Origin of the sequence: Streptomyces sp. NPDC057280 (assembly GCF_042668605.1) — a bacterium.
In the GTDB taxonomy this organism is placed as follows: domain Bacteria; phylum Actinomycetota; class Actinomycetes; order Streptomycetales; family Streptomycetaceae; genus Streptomyces.
This window is the reverse complement of the sequence record NZ_JBHUYR010000002.1, coordinates 877,419-895,230: the sequence shown is the minus strand read 5'-3', so window position 1 is coordinate 895,230 and position 17,812 is coordinate 877,419. Positions and strand designations below refer to the sequence as shown.

20 protein-coding genes and 1 riboswitch are annotated in these 17,812 nt (G+C 70.8%); of the genes, 13 read left to right on the top strand and 7 right to left on the bottom strand.

Annotated features, from left to right (window positions below):
* Positions 1–50: 50 nt before the first annotated feature.
* Positions 51–710: a TetR family transcriptional regulator gene (locus tag ACFUO4_RS14565; protein ID WP_383484047.1), complete on the top strand. Its 660-nt coding sequence runs from the start codon at positions 51–53 to the stop codon at positions 708–710.
* 269 nt (positions 711–979) lie between these two features.
* Here the strand turns inward: ACFUO4_RS14565 and ACFUO4_RS14560 are convergent, their stop codons facing one another.
* From ACFUO4_RS14560 to ACFUO4_RS14550, 3 genes are read right to left on the bottom strand one after another with little or no spacing between them, the layout of a single operon-like run.
* The gene (locus tag ACFUO4_RS14560) at positions 980–1,843 is read right to left on the bottom strand and encodes a tetratricopeptide repeat protein (protein ID WP_383484044.1); all 864 of its coding nucleotides are present in this window, start codon (positions 1,841–1,843) and stop codon (positions 980–982) included.
* A 45-nt stretch (positions 1,844–1,888) separates the two neighbouring features.
* Positions 1,889–2,122, bottom strand: a complete 234-nt coding sequence (locus ACFUO4_RS14555) for a ferredoxin (protein ID WP_059191465.1) — start codon at positions 2,120–2,122, stop codon at positions 1,889–1,891.
* Between the two features lie 8 nt (positions 2,123–2,130).
* Complete coding sequence (locus ACFUO4_RS14550) at positions 2,131–3,588, bottom strand: aldehyde dehydrogenase (protein ID WP_383484041.1); 1,458 nt, start codon at positions 3,586–3,588, stop codon at positions 2,131–2,133.
* A gap of 196 nt (positions 3,589–3,784) precedes the next feature.
* Here ACFUO4_RS14550 and ACFUO4_RS14545 point away from each other — a divergent pair, with 196 nt between their 5' ends.
* Both ACFUO4_RS14545 and ACFUO4_RS14540 read left to right on the top strand, forming a co-directional pair.
* Entirely contained in the window at positions 3,785–4,822 is a 1,038-nt protein-coding gene (locus tag ACFUO4_RS14545) for an MBL fold metallo-hydrolase (protein WP_383484038.1), read from the top strand.
* Positions 4,823–4,866: 44 nt separating this feature from the next.
* Positions 4,867–5,343: a nuclear transport factor 2 family protein gene (locus tag ACFUO4_RS14540; RefSeq protein ID WP_383484035.1), complete on the top strand. Its 477-nt coding sequence runs from the start codon at positions 4,867–4,869 to the stop codon at positions 5,341–5,343.
* Here the strand turns inward: ACFUO4_RS14540 and ACFUO4_RS14535 are convergent.
* A complete protein-coding gene (locus ACFUO4_RS14535; protein WP_383484032.1) occupies positions 5,324–5,968 on the bottom strand; it encodes a phosphotransferase in 645 nt (214 codons plus the stop codon). The two genes, ACFUO4_RS14540 and ACFUO4_RS14535, sit on opposite strands and share 20 nt — an antisense overlap.
* 61 nt (positions 5,969–6,029) lie before the next feature.
* Positions 6,030–6,165, top strand: a riboswitch (cobalamin riboswitch).
* A gap of 112 nt (positions 6,166–6,277) precedes the next feature.
* Here ACFUO4_RS14535 and ACFUO4_RS14530 point away from each other — a divergent pair.
* The 7 genes from ACFUO4_RS14530 (at position 6,278) to ACFUO4_RS14500 (ending at position 13,422) form a co-directional block, all read left to right on the top strand.
* Positions 6,278–7,537 (top strand): prenyltransferase/squalene oxidase repeat-containing protein, encoded by a 1,260-nt coding sequence (locus tag ACFUO4_RS14530; protein WP_383484029.1) that lies wholly within the window; start codon positions 6,278–6,280, stop codon positions 7,535–7,537.
* The gene (locus ACFUO4_RS14525; protein WP_383484026.1) at positions 7,537–8,187 is read left to right on the top strand and encodes an SCO2322 family protein; all 651 of its coding nucleotides are present in this window, start codon (positions 7,537–7,539) and stop codon (positions 8,185–8,187) included. Before ACFUO4_RS14530 ends, ACFUO4_RS14525 begins: the two co-directional genes overlap by 1 nt.
* Positions 8,174–9,361 (top strand): energy-coupling factor transporter transmembrane component T, encoded by a 1,188-nt coding sequence (locus ACFUO4_RS14520; protein WP_383484023.1) that lies wholly within the window; start codon positions 8,174–8,176, stop codon positions 9,359–9,361. Before ACFUO4_RS14525 ends, ACFUO4_RS14520 begins: the two co-directional genes overlap by 14 nt.
* The gene (locus ACFUO4_RS14515) at positions 9,358–11,136 is read left to right on the top strand and encodes an ABC transporter ATP-binding protein (RefSeq protein WP_383484020.1); all 1,779 of its coding nucleotides are present in this window, start codon (positions 9,358–9,360) and stop codon (positions 11,134–11,136) included. The genes ACFUO4_RS14520 and ACFUO4_RS14515 overlap by 4 nt, the downstream gene beginning before the upstream one ends.
* Positions 11,133–11,939, top strand: coding sequence for an ECF transporter S component (locus ACFUO4_RS14510; RefSeq protein WP_079312677.1), 807 nt, complete (start codon positions 11,133–11,135; stop codon positions 11,937–11,939). Before ACFUO4_RS14515 ends, ACFUO4_RS14510 begins: the two co-directional genes overlap by 4 nt.
* Positions 11,940–12,247: 308 nt before the next feature.
* A complete protein-coding gene (locus ACFUO4_RS14505; RefSeq protein WP_079312679.1) occupies positions 12,248–12,667 on the top strand; it encodes a transglycosylase SLT domain-containing protein in 420 nt (139 codons plus the stop codon).
* Positions 12,668–12,756: 89 nt separating this feature from the next.
* Positions 12,757–13,422 (top strand): YoaK family protein, encoded by a 666-nt coding sequence (locus ACFUO4_RS14500; RefSeq protein ID WP_383484015.1) that lies wholly within the window; start codon positions 12,757–12,759, stop codon positions 13,420–13,422.
* A gap of 5 nt (positions 13,423–13,427) precedes the next feature.
* Here the strand turns inward: ACFUO4_RS14500 and ACFUO4_RS14495 are convergent, their stop codons facing one another.
* Positions 13,428–13,787, bottom strand: coding sequence for an ATP-binding protein (locus tag ACFUO4_RS14495; RefSeq protein WP_079312683.1), 360 nt, complete (start codon positions 13,785–13,787; stop codon positions 13,428–13,430).
* Positions 13,788–13,897: 110 nt separating this feature from the next.
* Here ACFUO4_RS14495 and ACFUO4_RS14490 point away from each other — a divergent pair, with 110 nt between their 5' ends.
* Entirely contained in the window at positions 13,898–14,728 is an 831-nt protein-coding gene (locus ACFUO4_RS14490) for a helix-turn-helix domain-containing protein (RefSeq protein ID WP_383484012.1), read from the top strand.
* On the top strand, positions 14,706–14,894 hold the full coding sequence (locus tag ACFUO4_RS14485; protein WP_079312687.1) for a DUF397 domain-containing protein: 189 nt from the start codon (positions 14,706–14,708) through the stop codon (positions 14,892–14,894). Before ACFUO4_RS14490 ends, ACFUO4_RS14485 begins: the two co-directional genes overlap by 23 nt.
* Here the strand turns inward: ACFUO4_RS14485 and ACFUO4_RS14480 are convergent.
* Both ACFUO4_RS14480 and ACFUO4_RS14475 read right to left on the bottom strand, forming a co-directional pair.
* Positions 14,878–15,117 (bottom strand): hypothetical protein, encoded by a 240-nt coding sequence (locus ACFUO4_RS14480; protein WP_079312689.1) that lies wholly within the window; start codon positions 15,115–15,117, stop codon positions 14,878–14,880. The genes ACFUO4_RS14485 and ACFUO4_RS14480 overlap by 17 nt on opposite strands.
* A 38-nt stretch (positions 15,118–15,155) precedes the next feature.
* A complete protein-coding gene (locus tag ACFUO4_RS14475) occupies positions 15,156–16,325 on the bottom strand; it encodes a steroid 3-ketoacyl-CoA thiolase (protein WP_079312691.1) in 1,170 nt (389 codons plus the stop codon).
* Between the two features lie 236 nt (positions 16,326–16,561).
* On the opposite strand from ACFUO4_RS14475, the gene ACFUO4_RS14470 reads away from it, so the two are divergent.
* The gene (locus tag ACFUO4_RS14470; RefSeq protein ID WP_383484007.1) at positions 16,562–17,797 is read left to right on the top strand and encodes a cytochrome P450; all 1,236 of its coding nucleotides are present in this window, start codon (positions 16,562–16,564) and stop codon (positions 17,795–17,797) included.
* Positions 17,798–17,812: the final 15 nt, after the last annotated feature.

The following is a 17,812-nucleotide window of genomic DNA, read 5'->3' as shown; positions in this document are numbered from 1 at the left end:
GCTGTGCGATCATTCGCCCTCACCGATTGTCACGGAACGGGACCCGACCCATGCCTGCGCAAGCCAAGCCACCGGCCAAACCGGTCAAGCCGGTCAAGGTCGAAGCCGGTACGGTGCGGACCGACTCGCCGCCGCTCACCGAGCGGCAGGCGGCCCGCCGACGCCGCATCCTGCACGCGAGCGCCCAGCTGGCGAGCCGGGGCGGCTTCGACGCCGTGCAGATGCGGGAGGTCGCGGAGTCCTCCCAGGTGGCGCTCGGCACGCTGTACCGCTATTTCCCCTCCAAGGTGCATCTGCTGGTCGCGACCATGCAGGACCAACTGGAGCACATGCACGGCACGTTGCGGAAGAAGCCCCCGCAGGGCGAGACGGCGGCCGAGCGGGTCGCGGAGACCCTGATGCGCGCCTTCCGCGCCCTCCAGCGTGAGCCGCACCTGGCCGACGCGATGGTCCGCGCCCTCACCTTCGCCGACCGCAGCGTCTCCCCCGAGGTCGACCAGGTCTCCCGGCAGACCACGGTGATCATCCTGGACGCGATGGGCCTCGCGGACCCGACCCCGGACCAGCTCTCCGCGGTCCGGGTGATCGAGCACACCTGGCACTCGGCGCTGATCACCTGGCTTTCGGGGCGCGCCTCCATCGCCCAGGTCAAGATCGACATCGAGACGGTGTGCCGACTGATCGACCTCACGGCGCCCGAGGGGCCGTAGAAAACCTACGAGACGGGTTCCCTTCGCCGGCATGGTCCGGATCAGGTGCTGGGGGTCGCCTTCCGGCCTGACCGCTGCCTTCCGGCCTCTCAGCCCGACCGTCGACGTCGGCACCGGCGGATGCTCTGCTTCCGCGTCGCGCCAGAGTCGGCTACTCCGCTCGGACTCCCTCACTCGTCCCGTAGGCCACTTCCAGAATAGAACGCCAGAGCGGGGATGAAACCCCCCGATCTGGATATTCTGGATGTTTTTTCGCGGCCCCACCCCGCCTATCCGACCGGTTCCAGCCCGCTCCAGCTCCGCCCGATCGCCACCTCCGCCGCCCACCGCTCCAGCAACCGGCGCGCCTCCTCCGGCGGGGCCGCGAGCGAGACCTGCTGGGCGCCCGCCTCGACGCCGCGCTCCTGCTCGTGGGTGCCCTCGCTGCAGCAGGCGCACAGCATCCGGACGCTGCTCGCGGGCTCGGCGCCGTAGCCGTGCTCGGTGAACAGTCCGACCAGCGCCTCCAGGTCGGCACGCTCGCCCGCGGCGACCGTCACTTCCAGGGTGGGCAGCTCGGACTCCTGGAAGAGCAGCAGCTCGTCGAAGACGGGGAAGGCCGTGCCGTCGACGATCCGCTCGCCGTTGGGTGCGCCGTCGTGGACGACGATCTCGCCGTAGCGCCGACCGCCAGTGACGGGCACGCTCACCACCCGGCCGCGGGTCGGACACACCCGTTCGACCCATACGACCTCCCGCTCGCCGCCCGTGTCGAGCCGCACGCACGCGTGCCCGCCCAGCACCTCGATCTCGCCCTCCCCGTCCGGGAGTTCGATGCCGAAGCCCGCCCAGGCGTCCCGCGCCGTCGCCCAGTCACGCTGGATCGTCGCCGCGATGCCGAGGTTCCAGTACGCCGGGTCACCCTCCCCGCGCGGCGCGCGGGCGGCGGCCTCGCGCCCCAGCTCGTACGCCTTCTGCCAGTTGCGCAGGAACTTGTGGGCGAGCGCGGCGTCGTACCACCACACCGCGCTCGGCTCCACGTCCGGGAAGTGGGCGAGAACCCGCTCGAAGAGCTCGGCCGCGCCCAGCCACTCTTCGGCATCCCATGCCTCGTACGCCTGCTCGATCAGCTGCTTGGCCTCGGACTTCTCCACACCCACCCCTACGGTCCCTGATGACGACCGCAGGAGCCTAAGTGTTCACTCCTCCGGCGGGAACACCGGCTCCCCGCTCCCCAGGAGTGTGATCATGATCGCCTCGACCGGGCAGTTCTCGGCGGCCTCCAGGACCTTCTCGTTGGCGTCGGTCTCCGGTTCGACGGGGTGGGACTGCATGCCGGAGTCGAGCCGGAAGGCGCCCTGGGCGCGGTGGACGCACTGCGCCGAGCCGATGCAGATCGAACGGTCGACCTCTACCTGCCAGCGGTCCCCCATGGCCGCGCTCACGCCTCCCAGCCGGCCGGCAGATGGATCATCTTGTGTTCGAGGAACTCGCCGTAGCCCTCCGGCCCGAACTCCCGCCCCAGGCCTGAGTTCTTGTAGCCGCCGAACGGGCCGAGCATGTCCAGGCTGAAGGTGTTGACGTTGTACGTGCCCGTCCGCACCCCGCGCGCGAACTCGATGCCGTGGGCCACGTCCGCCGTCCACACGCTGCCGCTGAGTCCGTAGTCGGAGTCGTTCGCGATCTTCGCGGCCTCGGCCTCGTCGCCGTACGGGAGAAGGCAGATGACCGGGCCGAAGATCTCCTCGCGGGCGATCCGCATGGTGTTGTCGACGTCGCCGAAGAGGGTGGGCTCCACGTACCAGCCCTTGTCCAGGCCGGGCGGGCGGCCGCCGCCGGTGAGGATCTTCGCGCCCTCCTCCTGGCCGATCCGTATGTAGTCGAGGTTCCGGCGCTGCTGGCGCTGTGCCACCAGCGGGCCCACCTGGGTCGCCGGGTCCAGCGGGTCGCCGACCACGAGCGCGCTCGCCGCCGCCGCGAAAGCGTCCGCGAACTCGTCGTAGCGGGAGCGCGGGAGGAGGATGCGGGTCTGGGCGACGCACGCCTGCCCGTTGTTCATCCAGGCGGCGGGGACGACACCGGCGACCGTGGACTCGACTTCCGCGTCCGGCAGCACGACCGCCGCCGATTTACCGCCCAGTTCGAGGGTGACCCGGGTGAGATTCCGCGACGCGACCTCCATCACGCGCTTGCCCGCGGCCACCGACCCGGTGAAGGAGACCTTGTCCACACCGGGGTGCCCGACCAGGTACTCACTCACCTCACGGTCGGCGGGAAGGATCGACAGCACACCCTCCGGCAGCCCGGCCTCGCGCGTGATCTCGGCGAGCAGATACGCGTCCAGCGGCGACTCCGGCGACGGCTTGAGGATCACCGTGCAGCCGGTGAGCAGCGCGGGCGCGAGCTTGGCGGCGGCGACGAACTGCGGGACGTTCCACGGCACCACGGCCGCGACGACACCGACCGGCTCCCGACGGACGAGGATCTTGCCGAGCACGCCGTCGCGCTGCTCCTCGTACGTGAAGTTCCGCGCGACGGTGATCGCCGCGTCCCACACCATCATCGCGCCGAGCGCCTGCGCGAGCACGCTCCAGGAGTACGGCGACCCGTTCTCGGAGGAGATCACGCGGGCGATCTCCTCGTGCCGGGTGAGGATGCCGTCCTTGATGCGGGTGACGACCTCGATGCGCTCGTCGAGGCTCATCCGCGGCCAGGGCCCCTCGTCGAAGGCGCGCCGGGCGGCGGCGACGGCGGCGTCCACGTCCGCCTGCGCGGCGTGCGGGACGCGTCCGATGACCTCCTCGGTGTGCGGGGAGATCACCTCGATGACGTCCTTGCCATGGGGGTCGGTCAACTCCCCGCCGATGAACAGCTGTCCGTGTTCCACGAGCTCGGTCATGGCCGACTGCCTCCCCGGGAGCTGACTCTGACGGTTCATCAGATACTCAGTTACCGGAACTGATACCAGTTCTACTCCCATGAGTCCACAGCCCCGCACACGCGACTGATGGATGACTTGGGCTCCCATCGAAACCCGTTCTAGTTATAGTTGCCTCGGCCCGCGAGGACGCCGGGACGCGGAGACGGGGGAACCCATGGCACAGGTCAGCCCACAGGTCACCGACCACGGCGGCGGCGTCCGCTCCATCCGGGTGCCGATCCCGGACAACCCGCTCGGCTACACGCTCGTGTACGTCGTCGACACCGACGGCGGCCCGGTGCTGGTCGACACCGGCTGGGACGACCCGGCGTCCTGGGACACCCTCACCGCGGGGCTGGCCGCCTGCGGCACCTCGCCCGCCGGGATCCACGGAGTGGTGATCACCCATCACCACCCGGACCACCACGGCCTGTCGGGCCAGGTGCGGGACGCGTCCGGCGCCTGGATCGCGATGCACGCGGCGGACGCGGCGATCGTCCGCCGCACCGGCGAGACCCGCCCCGAGCGCTGGTTCGCCTATATGACAGCCAAGTTGGAGGCGGCAGGCGCCCCCGAGGACCACCTGGCACCCCTCCGCGCCGCCCGCCCCCGCCGCCTCCCCGGCTTCTCCCCCGCCGTACCGGACCGCGAGATCGTCCCCGGCGACCTCCTGCCCCTCCCCGGCCGCCGGCTGCGCGCGATCTGGACGCCGGGCCACACCCCCGGCCATGTCTGCCTCCACCTGGAGGAACAGCACCCCGCGCAACTCCCCGGCCACGGCCGCCTGTTCTCCGGCGACCACCTGCTCCCCGAGATCACCCCGCACATCGGCCTGTACGAGGACCCCGACGACGCCACCGTCACCGACCCCCTCGGCGACTACCTCGACTCCCTGGAACGCGTCGGCCGCCTCGCCCCCGCGGAGATCCTCCCGGCCCACCAGTACGTCTTCACCGACGCGCCCGCCCGGGTACGGGAGTTGCTGACCCACCACGAGGAGCGCCTCGACGGACTGCGCATGCTGCTCGTCGAGCCGCTCACGCCCTGGCAGGTCGCCGAACGCATGGAGTGGAACCGTCCCTGGTCCGAAATCCCCTACGGATCACGGAACATCGCCGTCTCGGAGGCGGAGGCGCACCTGCGGCGGCTGGTGAAGCTGGGGCGCGCGGAGGCGGTGGCGGGGAGTGAGCCGGTGACGTACGTGGCGGTCTGACCCGTGGCCGGTGTGACACCTGGCCGGTGTGATCCCATGGCGGCATGGATCCTCTGGAGAGGCTGCTGGCCGAGCGCGCCTGCGAGCGTCTGATCATCGACTTCGTCCACCGCCTCGACCTCGGCGAACCGGGCTCCGTCGCCGAGCTGTTCACCGAGGACGGCGTCTGGGAGTGGCCGCCTCCGGGCGGTGACGGGCGGCGCGCCGAGGGCCGGGAGGCGCTGCGGACGTATTTCGGCTCCCGCCCGGCGGACCGCCTCTCCCGCCGCGTGATGTCGAACATCCTCGTCACGGTGACGTCCCCGGACACGGCGACGGCGACCTCGTACTTCACGACGTACCGCGTCGATGGCCACGAGGGCGACGGCCAGGGCCCGGTCCCGCCGGGGCCGCCGGTGCAGGTGGGTCAGTACGAGGACGAGTTCCGCAGGTCGGCGGAGGGTACGTGGCTGCTGGCGGCGCGACGGCTGAGGCTGCCGTTCGGGGGGCCGACGCCGGTGGTCAGGGCAGGAACGTCCTGATCAAGTCCGCGGCGGCACCGAGCAGTTCGGTCTCGCTCCGGCTCATCGTCGGATTGACCGCCCGTCGCCTGAGGGCCTCCGCCAGCCCCTCCTCCGTGAGCTCGGACGGGTCGGCGAGCAGCGCGGCCAGCATCGCGCGGGCGGGCTCGGCGATCGCCTCCTCGCCGACGGCGACCTGGGCGAGGATGACCACGGACATGCCCCAGTCGAGGCCGGGGTCGCCTTCCTCGGCGTTGGCCCAGTCGATGACGTAGGGCCCGTCGTCGGTGAGCATCACGTTGTCGGGGTGGAGGTCGAGGTGGACGATCCGTCCCGGAACGGCGTGCAGTTGCCGCAGCAACCGGGCCAGCACCGCCCCCGCCTCCCGGGCGTCGATCCGGCCGGCGGCGAAGGCGGCCAGCATGGTCGGCCCGTGCAGCCGCCGCATCACGAGGTCGCTGCGCGAGGAGGCGTCCAGTCGGACCTCGGGTACGGGGTAGCCGTGCCGGCGCAGATGTTCCATGACGGCCGCTTCCGCGAGGGCGTCCGCATACCCCTCCCGGTCCCGCCGCAGTACCCAGTCCTCGTCGACCTCGTACACGTCGGACGCCCGCCCCGAGCCGATGAGTCTCCCCGTGATCTCCATGCGGCCGAACTTATCCCCCGCCCCGGAGCCCCTCACAGGAGCCCCTCAGCCGGTTGTTTACGGCCGGGTAGAGTGGCCGCGTCGTCATCACACCCGTACGGGGGGAAGCCGGTGCAATTCCGGCGCTGACCCGCAACCGTGAGCCGTCCCGTCCGGGCGGCGAGCCGGATCGCCCCGCGCGGAGCAGTTGACCGGCTCACGCGCACCGGCATCCGGCCGGTGCACGGCACCGTCGAGGTCTACGGGGCCGAGCCGCCCGGGGGTTTCCCGTGCGCCCGGCTCCCTTGCAGGGAGAGGCATCCGCCGATCATGAACGTCCGCCGCAGCGCCGCGGTCCTGGCCGCCACCGCCGTGATCGGCACGGCCACACCGGCCGTGGCCGCCGATCCGTCCACCTCGCCTTCGCCGTCGCCCTCGGTGGTGATACCGGACGGGTTGTACGGGACGGGTGATCCGACGTACGACGGGGTGTGGCGGCAGTCGCTGGCGCTGATGGCGCAGAACGAGGTGAGCGTCGACCCCGCCGACACGGCGGTGGCCTGGCTGGCGGGACAGCAGTGTGCGAGCGGCGCCTTCCCCGCCTTCCGCGCGGACACCAACAAGCCGTGCGACGCCAAGGTCATGGTCGACACGAACATGACGGCGGTCGCGGTCCAGGCGCTCACCACACTCACCGAGAGCTATGACACCCAGGTCAAGAAGGCCGTCACCTGGTTGAAGTCCGTGCAGAACAAGGACGGCGGCTGGGGCTACTCCGCGGGCTCGGCCACCGACGCGAACTCCACCTCCCTCGTGGTCGGCGCCCTCGCGCAGGCCGGCGTGACGGTCCCCAACCTGCGCAAGGAGGGCAAGTCCCCGCTCGACGCGCTGTGGCAGCTCAGCCTCCCGTGCGACAGCAAGGACGCGGGCGCCTTCGCCTACCAGCCGGACAAGAAGGGCAAGTTGACGGCCAACGCGGACGCGACCGTCGCGGCGGTGCTCGGAGGCTACGGCGAGGTGCTGGCGGCCGGGCCCCAGGAGGACGCCGACACCTCCGTGGGTTGCCGGGGGAAGCAGGACGACGGCCTGGCCGACGTGGCCGCCGACAACGGCGCCGCCTGGCTCGCCAAGACCCTCAAGAAGGACGGCTACCTCAAGTCGGCGCTGCCCGGCTCCGAGGACCAGCCCGACTACGGCAACACGGCCGACGCGGTCGTCGCCCTCGCCTCGGCGGGCTACAACGACCAGGCCGCCGCGTCCCTGCGCTGGCTGGAGGCCAACGCCGTGAAGTGGGCCGAGCAGAGCGGCCCGGCGGCCTACGCCCAGCTGATCTTCGCCACCAAGGCCGGCCGGGGTGACGTCCACAGCTTCGGCGGCAAGGACCTGGTCACCCTTCTGAACGCGACCGGCCCGACCCCGAGGGCCATCAATGCGGAGCCCCCCACGGCCTCCGCCGAGGACGTCAAGGCGTCCGATCAGAACGACGACGACGGCGCCCTCACCGTCGCCTGGACCGTCGGCGGCGGTCTCCTTCTCGGCTCCCTCATCGGCTTCGGCCTGATGCTCCGCGGCCGGAAGCGCCAGCAGTGATGCGCCGCGTCACCCCCCTCCTCCTGACGGCCCTCTGTCTCCTCCCCCTCTCCACCCAGGCCGCCCACGCCACCGGCTACCGCTACTGGTCCTTCTGGGACCGAACCGGCACGACCTGGACCTACGCCACCCAGGGCCCCGCCACCGCGGTCCCCTCCGACGGCGACGTCCAGGGCTTCCGCTTCGCGGTGAGCGAGGACTCGTCGGACGCGACGAAGCCACGTGGCACGGCGTCGTTCCCGAAGATCTGCGCAGACACTCCCACCGAGGACGGCAAGAAGCGCGTCGCCCTGGTCATCGACTTCGGCACGCCGACGGACGCCCCGTCGGGCGAAACCCCACCGGCACTGCGCACGAAGTGCGCGGTCGTACCGGAGGACGCCACCACGGCAGAGGCCCTGGCCTCGGTGGCCAAGCCGCTGCGCTACGACCCGAACGCCTTGCTGTGCGCGATCGCCGGGTATCCGGAGCAGGGGTGCGGCGAGCAGGTGGCGACGGGCGAGAAGGGGAAGAAGGAGGCGTCCGCGAAGAAGGAGACCAAGAACGACTCCGGCCCCTCGGTGGGCCTACTGGCAGGCGCGGCAGCGGTGGCGGCGCTGGGCGCTGCGGCGGCACGGCAAGCTCGACGGCGTAGAAGTGCCCAGCGCTAGCTGCGGGCAGTCGTGCCGCAGGGCGGCACCCGGCCCAAAGACAGGCGGCACCCCGCCAGCGCGGGCAAGCGAAACGCCCCCCACCGCAACCCCCACCCGCCGCACCCGCCAAGCCCCCCTCCACCCCGCCGCCTGGTGGCTCTGGTCCCTCTCCCTCGGCATCGCAGCCACCCGCACCACCAACCCCCTCCTCCTCACCCTCCTCATAGCCACGTCCGCCTACGTAGTAGCCGCCCGCCGCCCGAACACCCCCTGGGCCCGCTCCTACTCCGCCTTCGTCAAGCTCGCCCTCGCCGTCCTCCTCATCCGCCTCACCTTCGCCGTCACCCTCGGCTCCCCCCTCCCCGGCACGCACGTGATCATCACCCTCCCCGAAGTCCCCCTCCCGGACTGGGCCCAGGGCATCCGCCTCGGCGGCAAAGTGACCGCGGAGACCCTCACCTTCGCCTTCTACGACGGCCTGAAACTCGCCACCCTCCTCATCTGCGTAGGCGCCGCGAACGCCCTCGCCAGCCCCACCCGCCTGCTCAAGTCCCTGCCCGGCGCCCTGTACGAGATGGGCGTGGCCGTGGTCGTCGCCCTCACCTTCGCCCCGCACCTCATCGCCGACGTCCAGCGTCTGCGCGCCGCCCGCCGGCTCCGCGGCCGCCCCGACTCCGGCCTCCGCGGCCTCCTCCAGGTGGGCCTGCCCGTCCTCGAAGGCGCCCTCGAACGCTCCGTCGCCCTCGCCGCCGCGATGGACGCCCGCGGCTACGGCCGTACCGCCGACGTCCCGCCCCGCGTCCGCCGTACGACGAACACCCTCACCCTCGGCGGCCTGCTCGGCGTCTGCGCGGGAACGTACGGCCTGCTCACCGCCGAAGGCGGCACGTACGGCGTTCCCGTCCTCCTCGCCGGCGTGACCGCGGCCCTCGCCGGACTCCGCCTGGGCGGCCGCCGCACCCCCCGTACCCGCTACCGCCCCGACCCCTGGGGCGCCCGCGCCTGGCTGGTGACCGCCTCCGGCGCGGCGGTGGCCGCGGCGCTCGCCTGGGCCTCCGTCCACGACCCCGCGGCCCTCCACCCCGGCGTCATCCCCCTGACCACCCCCACCCTCCCCCTCTACCCCGCGGCCGCGATCCTCCTCGGCCTGCTGCCCGCCTTCGTCACCCCGCCTCCCGAGGAGCCGTCGTGATCCGTTTCGAGGACGTCTCCGTCACCTACGACGGCTTGACCGAACCCACCGTCCGGGGCATCGACTTCGAGGTCCCCGAGGGTGAACTCGTCCTCCTCGTCGGCCCGTCCGGCACCGGCAAGTCCACGATCCTCAACTCCGTCAGCGGTCTCGTCCCGCACTTCACGGGCGGCACCCTGCGCGGCCGGGTCACGGTCGCGGGCCGCGACACCCGCACGCACAAGCCCCGTGAACTGGCCGACGTCGTGGGCACGGTGGGCCAGGACCCGCTCTCCCACTTCGTCACGGACACGGTCGAGGACGAACTGGCCTACGGCATGGAGTCGTTGGGCCTGCCCCCGCACGTGATGCGCCGCCGCGTAGAGGAGACTCTGGACCTCCTCGGCCTGACCGACCTCCGGTCCCGCCCCATCTCCACCCTCTCCGGCGGGCAGCAGCAGCGCGTGGCGATCGGCTCGGTCCTCACCCCCCACCCCCAGGCCCTGGTCCTCGACGAACCCACCTCCGCCCTGGACCCCGCCGCGGCGGAGGAAGTCCTGGCGGTCCTCCAACGCCTGGTCCACGACCTGGGCACGACGATCCTCATGGCGGAACACCGCCTGGAGCGCGTCATCCAGTACGCAGACCGGATAGCCCTCCTGCCCGGCCGTGGCGAACCTCTGCGGCTGGGCAGCCCCTCCGAGATCATGGCCGTCTCCCCGGTGTACCCGCCGGTGGTGGACCTGGGCCGGCTGGCGGGCTGGTCACCACTCCCCCTGACGGTAAGAGACGCAAGGCGAAGGGCAGCGGGCCTACGGGAGCAACTGAGCACCGGCACGGCTGACGCCCTTGAGGGGCGCGGGGAACTGCGCGACCAGCCACACACAACCCGCACCCGCCAACAACCCACATCCCCCACCCCCTTGGGCGCCCCTCCCGCCCGCCGCTGGTTCAAACGCACCTCCGCCCCGATCCACGAATCCCCCCACGCCGCCGAAGTCCAAGCCCTCTCGGTCCGCCGCTCCCACATCCACGCCCTCACCGACATCACCCTCACCCTCACCCCCGGCGAGACCGTCGCCCTCATGGGCAGAAACGGCGCCGGAAAGTCCACCCTCCTCAACACCCTCGTAGGCCTCATCGCCCCCACCTCCGGAGGAGTCCGCACCGGCGGAGCCGTCCCCCACCGCACCCCGCCCCGCGACCTGATCCGCCGCGTCGGCCTGGTCCCCCAGGAACCCCGCGACCTCCTCTACGCGGACACCGTCGCCGCCGAATGCGACGCAGCCGACGCCGACGCAAGCGCAGCGCCCGGCACCTGCCGCACCCTCCTCACCGACCTGCTCCCCGGCGTGAGCGACGACACCCACCCCCGCGACCTCTCCGAGGGCCAGCGCCTCACCCTCGCTCTCGCCGTCGTCCTCACCGCCCGCCCCCCGCTCCTCCTCCTCGACGAGCCGACCCGAGGCCTCGACTACGCGGCGAAGGCCCGTCTGGCGGCCGTGCTCAGAACGCTCGCCGCCGAAGGCCACGCGATCGTCCTCGCCACCCACGACGTGGAACTCGCCGCCGAGATCGCCGACCGTGTCGTCCTGCTCGCGGACGGCGAGATCATCGCGGACGGCCCGGCGGCCGACGTGGTCGTGGCGTCCCCCTCCTTCGCCCCGCAGGTCAGCAAGATCCTGGCCCCGCAGAAGTGGCTCACGGTGGCCCAGGTCAAGGAAGCCCTCGGAAGCACCGGAGACACCGGGGGCACCGGAGGCGCCGGAAGCACGGGAAGCACCGGGCACTCATGAACGTGAACGTCATCCACCTCGGCCCCCGCTCCATCGCCGCCCTCGTCCTTGTCAGCGCCGTGGGCGTCGCGGCCCTCGGCTGGCCCTTCCTCGCCCCGCCCCGCTCCCAGCTCACCGCCCACGCGACTGACGCCCCCTGGCTCTTCGCGGGCCTGCTCATCCTGCTCGTGGTCGTGGTCGCGGCGACGATCTCGGAGTCGGGCCTCGGCCCGAAGGCGGTCGCGATGCTCGGCGTCCTGGCCGCGACGGGCGCGGCCCTGCGACCCCTGGGTGCCGGGACCGCCGGTATCGAGCCGATGTTCTTCCTGATGGTGCTCAGCGGCCGGGTCCTCGGCCCCGGCTTCGGTTTCACGCTCGGCGGGGTGTCGATGTTCGCGTCGGCCCTGCTCACGGGCGGGGTGGGGCCGTGGATGCCGTTCCAGATGCTCGCGATGGGCTGGTTCGCGATGGGCGCGGGGCTGCTGCCGGGCGCGCGGCGCCTGCGCGGACGTACGGAACTCGTCCTGCTCGCCGTATACGGCTTCCTCGCCGCCTTCGCCTACGGCACGATCACCAACCTCGCCGGCTGGCCGTTCCTGAGCGGCACCGCCTCGAACATCGCGTTCCAGCCGGACGACTCCGTCCCCGGCAATCTGGCCCGCTTCTTCCTCTACTGCGTGGCCACCTCGCTGGGCTGGGACCTGGGCCGGGCGCTGTGCACGGTCGTCCTCACCTTCACGCTCGGCCCGGCCGTGCTCAGGGCGCTACGCAGAGCCACCCGCCGCGCCGCCTTCGAGAGCGCGGTCACATTCGAACCCCGTTGACCGGTGAACCACCCCACATGACCCACATCACGAACTAACCGCCCTAGTAGTACATATCGGACGCCATGCCCATGCCATAACGGCCTCTGACCTGCGCATTGAGAGCCAGCTCACACGCACCCCTTCCGCCCCAGATACGACCACCACTAGCAAAAGGGGTCATTGCGGACGGGCTCCGAGCCTGTTTCTCTGGACAACGTCGCACGGCGCCGACAAGCCCACGGGCCTCGGCGCCGACGCATGTACCGGATGCCCCGCGCAACCGGCACGGCCCGCGACAGACCACGTCCCCGAAGAAAAGGTTCTCCGTGTCCGTCTCCCGCATCGTTCGCCGCATCGCTTCCCCGAAGAAGGCCATCACCACCGTCGCGATGGCCGCCGCCACCGCCGGTTTCGTGCTGACCGCGGCGCCCGCTCAGGCGGCCACCACCGACTCGGCCACCCAGGCCAAGTCCATCGCGCACAAGATGATCCCGAACGCCGCTCAGTACAACGCGTTCAGCCACATCGTCGAGCACGAGAGCGGCTGGGACGTCAACGCCACCAACGCCTCCTCCGGCGCCTACGGCCTGGTCCAGGCCCTGCCGGGCTCCAAGATGGCCTCCGCCGGCTCGGACTGGAAGACCAGCGCCAAGACCCAGATCAAGTGGGGCCTCGACTACATGAACTCCCGCTACGGCAGCCCGTCCGGCGCCTGGGCGTTCTGGCAGGCCAACGGCTGGTACTGAGCCGTCTGACGACAGACGACCGACGCATCAAGGCGGCGACTCCCGTTCCCGGGGGTCGCCGCCTTCGTCGTACGTGGTCCACTGACCCGGTGAGCACGCAGAGCACCGAAACCCACCCGGACCGCGGCCTGCGCCTGGTCCCGGTCCTGCTCGCCCTGACCCTCGTCAGCGGCCTGATCGACGCCGTCAGCTATCTCGGCCTCGGCCATGTCTTCACCGCGAACATGACCGGCAACGTGGTGGTCCTCGGCTTCGCGGCGGCCGGCGCCCCCGGCTTCTCCGTCCCCCACACCCTGACCTCGCTGTTCGCCTTCATGGTCGGCGCGGCGGTCGGCGGCCGTATCGCCCAGCGCCTCGGCGACGGGCCGCGCCGCACCTGGGTGCGCCGCACCCTCGCCGCCGAGGCCCTCCTCCTGGCCGCCTCCACCGCGGTCGCCTTCGCCGCGCCCGACGACACCGCCACCGTCTACACCCTCATCGCCGTCACGGCCTTCGCGATGGGCCTGCGCAACGCCACGGTCCGCAAACTGGGCGTCGCCGACCTCACCACCACCGTCCTGACGATGACCTTGACGGGCCTCGCCGCCGACGGCCCGGGAACGCACCGGTTCCGCCGTACCGCCGCGGTCGCCGCGATGATCGCGGGCGCGGCGGTGGGGGCGTGGCTGGTGGACGACCACGGGCTGGGGCTTCCGCTGCTGGTGTCGACCGCGGTGGTGGGCGTGCTCGCAGCGGTGGCGTCGGGCCGCGAGTAGGAAGCTCACCGGCGGCACTCGAACCAGACCGTCTTCCCTCCCCCGGCCGCACCGGCCACACCCCACTTGTCCACGACCGCGTCCAGCAGCACGAGCCCCCGACCGCCCTCCGCGTCCAACGCCGACTCACGTCTCATGACCGGCCGTTGAGCACACCCGTCCGTCACCTCCACCCGAACCCCCGCCCTTCGCAGTACGACGACCTCGCACCGCCGGTCCGGAACATGCCGTACGACGTTGGTCACCAACTCCGTCACGCCCAGCTCGACGGCGTCGACCAGATGGAGCATCTCCCACTCGGTGAGCAGCGAGCGGACGATACGGCGGATGTGGCGGACGGAGTGCTCGCCGACCGTGACACGCATGCGGTAGTGCGTGGTGGGGGGAAAGTATGTGTTCACGGGACGAGCCTGAACTGGCTTGACTACGCTGGGCTACAGGCTGGATACAACCCGTTCTGGAGTGGGGGCTGTTCGTGACGCACATCAACGTCCTTGACCCGGGAGCCTCGCCGCTCGACTACTACGGCTTCGAGTTGCGGCGGCTACGGGAATCGGCCGGACTGAGCCAGAAACAGCTCGGCGACATCCTCAACTACACCGGCTCCCTGGTCGGCCAGATCGAGACCGCGAGGAAGGTCCCGACACCGGAGTTCAGCGAGCGGGCGGACGCGGCGCTGGGGTCGGACGGGCTGTTGTCGCGGCTCGTGGAACTGGTGCTGCGGAGTCAACTCCCGGCGTGGTTCAGGCAGGTGGCCGAGCTCCAGTCGCGGGCCACGGAGATCTGCTCCTTCGAGACCCACATGATCCACGGCCTCCTGCAAACCGACGCCTACGCCCGTGCCGTGCTCGGGGCAATGGACGAAACCAACCTCGACGACCGCACCGCGGTCCGGCTCGCTCGTCAGCGCATCTTCGAGAAGGAGAAGCCACCCGTCTTCTGGGCGGTGCTGGGCGAATCCGCGCTCTACCAGAGGATTGGTGGCCCGGACACCATGCGGGGTCAACTCGCCCACCTGTTGACCTTCGAGACCAACCCCAGGATCAACATCCAGATCCTGCCGTTCGCGGCCGGAGCACATGCAGGACTGACAGGCTCGTTCGACGTCTACCGGTTCGCGAGCGACCCGACCATCGTCTATACGGAGGGCTACGGCAGTGCGCATCCGACCGCGAACCCGGACACGGTCAATAACTGCACACTCCGTTACGATCATCTGCAGGCTGCCGCACTCCCGCTCAGGGACTCGGCGGCGATGATCCGGCGCGTAATGGAGGAACGCTATGGAGAGCAGCAAGTGGCGTAAGTCCAGCTACAGCAGCGACCAGGGCGGCAACTGCGTAGAGGTCGCCGAAGCCACCGCCCTCGTCGCCATCCGCGACTCCAAGAACCCGGCGGGCCCGATCCTCACGATCGACCCCGCCGCGTTCCGCCACTTCGTCTCCTGGAGCGGTACTACACCTGGGGTCTGAACCCCAGCACCTTCGCCGCCTGGTGGGCTCTCCATTCCTTGCGGAAGAAGTACGCGCGCAGTACCGCGATCGCCAGGAACAGCAGCCCGAAGCCGCCCCTGCCCAAGCCCCCTACCTGGACGAACCAGTAGAAGGAGGCACCGGCCAAGGTCAGGCAGATGGCGATGACGATCGGCTCGCGGAGGTAGAAGGGCAGAACGCGGAGGATGAGATTGAGAAACATCGGGCAAGTTGATCAGCCCACGTCAACTTCTGTCGAGTCTAAATCCGCTGAATGATCGTGCCGGTGGCCAGTCCGCCGCCCGCGCACATCGTGATCAGCGCGAACTCCTTGTCCACGCGCTCCAGTTCATGCAGCGCGGTGGTGATCAGCCGGGCGCCCGTCGCCCCGACCGGATGCCCGAGCGCGATCGCGCCGCCGTTGACGTTCACCTTCGCCAGGTCCTGATCGAAGACCTGCGCCCAGCTCAGCACCACCGACGCGAACGCCTCGTTGATCTCGACGATGTCGATGTCCTTCAGGGACATCCCGGCCTTGCCGAGCACGGCCTTGGTGGCGTCGATGGGCCCGTCGAGGTGGAAGTGCGGGTCGGCGCCGACCAGCGCCTGGGCGACGATCCGCGCCCTCGGCCGCAGCTTCAGCGCCCGCGCCATCCGCTTCGACGCCCACATGATCGCGGACGCGCCGTCGCTGATCTGGGACGAGTTGCCTGCCGTGTGGACGGCGGTCGGCATGACCGGCTTCAGGCCGGCCAGCGCCTCCATGGACGTGTCCCGTAGGCCCTCATCCCTGTCCACCAGCCGCCACATGCCCTGCCCGGCGTGCTGCTCGTCCTCCGTCGTCGGGACCTGCACGGCGAACGTCTCCCGTTTGAAGCGTTCCTCGCTCCACGCGACGGCCGCCCGCTCCTGCGAGATCAGCCCGAGCGCGTCGACGTTCTCGCGCGTGAGACCGCGGTGGCGGGCGATCCGCTCGGCGGCCTCGAACTGGTTGGGCAGGTCCACGTTCCACTCGTCCGGGAACGGCTTCCCCGGACCGTGCTTCGAACCCGACCCCAGCGGCACCCTGGACATCGCCTCGACACCGCAGGAGATCCCGACGTCGATGACGCCCGCCGCGATGAGGTTGGCCGTCATGTGCGAGGCCTGCTGCGAGGAGCCGCACTGGCAGTCGACCGTCGTCGCCGCCGTCTCGTACGGCAGGCCCATCGTCAGCCAGGCCGTGCGCGCGGGGTTCATGGACTGCTCGCCGGCGTGGGTCACCGTGCCGCCGACGATCTGCTCGACACAGTCGGCGGGGATGCCGGTGCGGCCGAGGAGTTCACGGTAGGTCTCGCCCAGGAGGTAGGCGGGGTGGAGGTTGGCGAGCGCGCCGCCGCGCCTGCCGATGGGGGTGCGTACGGCTTCGACGATCACGGGTTCCGCGGCCATGAAAGGAGTTCCTCTCCTTGCGTACCCGCGCGGCGCGGGGGCGTCCCGGCCCGGCCCGCCACGCGGAACTAGTACGTGTTCTAGTTCCACGTGCAGTCTGCTGACAGGGGGTCCGTCGCCGCAAGAGTCGTGCACGCCTCTTGCTACTTCTAGAACCCGTTACTACGTTCACCGCACGACCTGATGGACCGTCAGAAGACCGCCGCACATGGCTGGAACACGGCTGGAGCTGCCCCATGACCTGTCCAGAGCTCCCCGACGGGTTCGACCTCACCGACCCCGATCTGCTGCAACAGCGCGTGCCGCTGCCGGAGTTCGCCGCACTGCGCCGGGCGGAACCGGTCCGCTGGATCCCCCAGTCGGGCAATGTCGCCGGTTTCCAGGACGAGGGCTACTGGGCGGTGACACGGCACGCGGACGTCAAGTACGTGTCCACGCACCCCGAACTCTTCTCCTCCACCCTCAACACGGCGATCATCCGCTTCAACGAGCACATCGAGCGCGACGCGATCGACGCCCAGCGGCTGATCCTGCTCAACATGGACCCGCCGGAGCACACCCGGGTCCGCAGCATCGTGCAGCGCGTGTTCACCCCGCGCGCCATCCGCGCCCTGGAGGACAACCTCCGCGCCCGCGCCGGCGCCATCGCGGCGCACGCCCGTGAACACCCCGGCTCCTTCGACTTCGTCACCGAGGTCGCCTGCGAACTGCCCCTCCAGGCCATCGCCGAGCTCATCGGCATCCCTCAGGACGACCGGGCCAAGATCTTCGACTGGTCCAACAAGATGATCTCGTACGACGATCCCGAGTACGCGATCACCGAGGAGGTCGGCGCCGAGTCGGCCACCGAACTCATCGCCTACGCCATGAACATGGCCGCCGACCGCAAGCAGTGCCCGGCGAAGGACATCGTCACCACCCTCGTCGCCGCCGAGGACGAAGGGAACCTGGCCTCCGACGAGTTCGGCTTCTTCGTGCTGATGCTGGCCGTCGCGGGCAACGAGACCACCCGCAACGCCATCACCCACGGCATGCACGCCTTCCTCACCCACCCCGACCAGTGGGAGCGGTACAAGGCCGAGCGCCCGGCGACCGCGGCCGAGGAGATCGTCCGCTGGGCCACCCCGGTCAACGCCTTCCAGCGCACCGCCACCCAGGACACCGAACTGGGCGGCAAGCTCATCAGGAAGGGCGACCGGGTCGGCATCTTCTACGCCGCCGCCAACCACGACCCCGAGGTCTTCACCGACCCCGACACCTTCGACATCACCCGCGACCCCAACCCCCACCTCGGTTTCGGAGGCGGCGGCCCCCACTACTGCCTGGGCAAGTCCCTGGCCGTGCTGGAGATCGACCTCATCTTCAACGCGATCGCCGACGCGATGCCGAACCTCGCCCTGACCGGAGACCCCCGCCGCCTCCGCTCGGCATGGATCAACGGCGTGAAGGAACTCCAGGTCAGCGTGGTCTGACTCCCCCCATTCCCG

What these genes read in the sequence shown, in the direction of transcription:
- ACFUO4_RS14555 (WP_059191465.1), bottom strand. Translation starts at nt 2,122, where the DNA reads ATGGGGGACCGCTGGCAGGTAGAGGTCGACCGTTCGATCTGCATCGGC.
- ACFUO4_RS14530 (WP_383484029.1), top strand. Translation starts at nt 6,278, where the DNA reads ATGAACGTCCGCCGCAGCGCCGCGGTCCTGGCCGCCACCGCCGTGATC.
- ACFUO4_RS14550 (WP_383484041.1), bottom strand. Translation starts at nt 3,588, where the DNA reads ATGACCGAGCTCGTGGAACACGGACAGCTGTTCATCGGCGGGGAGTTG.
- ACFUO4_RS14545 (WP_383484038.1), top strand. Translation starts at nt 3,785, where the DNA reads ATGGCACAGGTCAGCCCACAGGTCACCGACCACGGCGGCGGCGTCCGC.
- ACFUO4_RS14475 (WP_079312691.1), bottom strand. Translation starts at nt 16,325, where the DNA reads ATGGCCGCGGAACCCGTGATCGTCGAAGCCGTACGCACCCCCATCGGC.
- ACFUO4_RS14535 (WP_383484032.1), bottom strand. Translation starts at nt 5,968, where the DNA reads ATGGAGATCACGGGGAGACTCATCGGCTCGGGGCGGGCGTCCGACGTG.
- ACFUO4_RS14510 (WP_079312677.1), top strand. Translation starts at nt 11,133, where the DNA reads ATGAACGTGAACGTCATCCACCTCGGCCCCCGCTCCATCGCCGCCCTC.
- ACFUO4_RS14485 (WP_079312687.1), top strand. Translation starts at nt 14,706, where the DNA reads ATGGAGAGCAGCAAGTGGCGTAAGTCCAGCTACAGCAGCGACCAGGGC.
- ACFUO4_RS14565 (WP_383484047.1), top strand. Translation starts at nt 51, where the DNA reads ATGCCTGCGCAAGCCAAGCCACCGGCCAAACCGGTCAAGCCGGTCAAG.
- ACFUO4_RS14495 (WP_079312683.1), bottom strand. Translation starts at nt 13,787, where the DNA reads ATGCGTGTCACGGTCGGCGAGCACTCCGTCCGCCACATCCGCCGTATC.
- ACFUO4_RS14525 (WP_383484026.1), top strand. Translation starts at nt 7,537, where the DNA reads ATGCGCCGCGTCACCCCCCTCCTCCTGACGGCCCTCTGTCTCCTCCCC.
- ACFUO4_RS14480 (WP_079312689.1), bottom strand. Translation starts at nt 15,117, where the DNA reads ATGTTTCTCAATCTCATCCTCCGCGTTCTGCCCTTCTACCTCCGCGAG.
- ACFUO4_RS14540 (WP_383484035.1), top strand. Translation starts at nt 4,867, where the DNA reads ATGGATCCTCTGGAGAGGCTGCTGGCCGAGCGCGCCTGCGAGCGTCTG.
- ACFUO4_RS14470 (WP_383484007.1), top strand. Translation starts at nt 16,562, where the DNA reads ATGACCTGTCCAGAGCTCCCCGACGGGTTCGACCTCACCGACCCCGAT.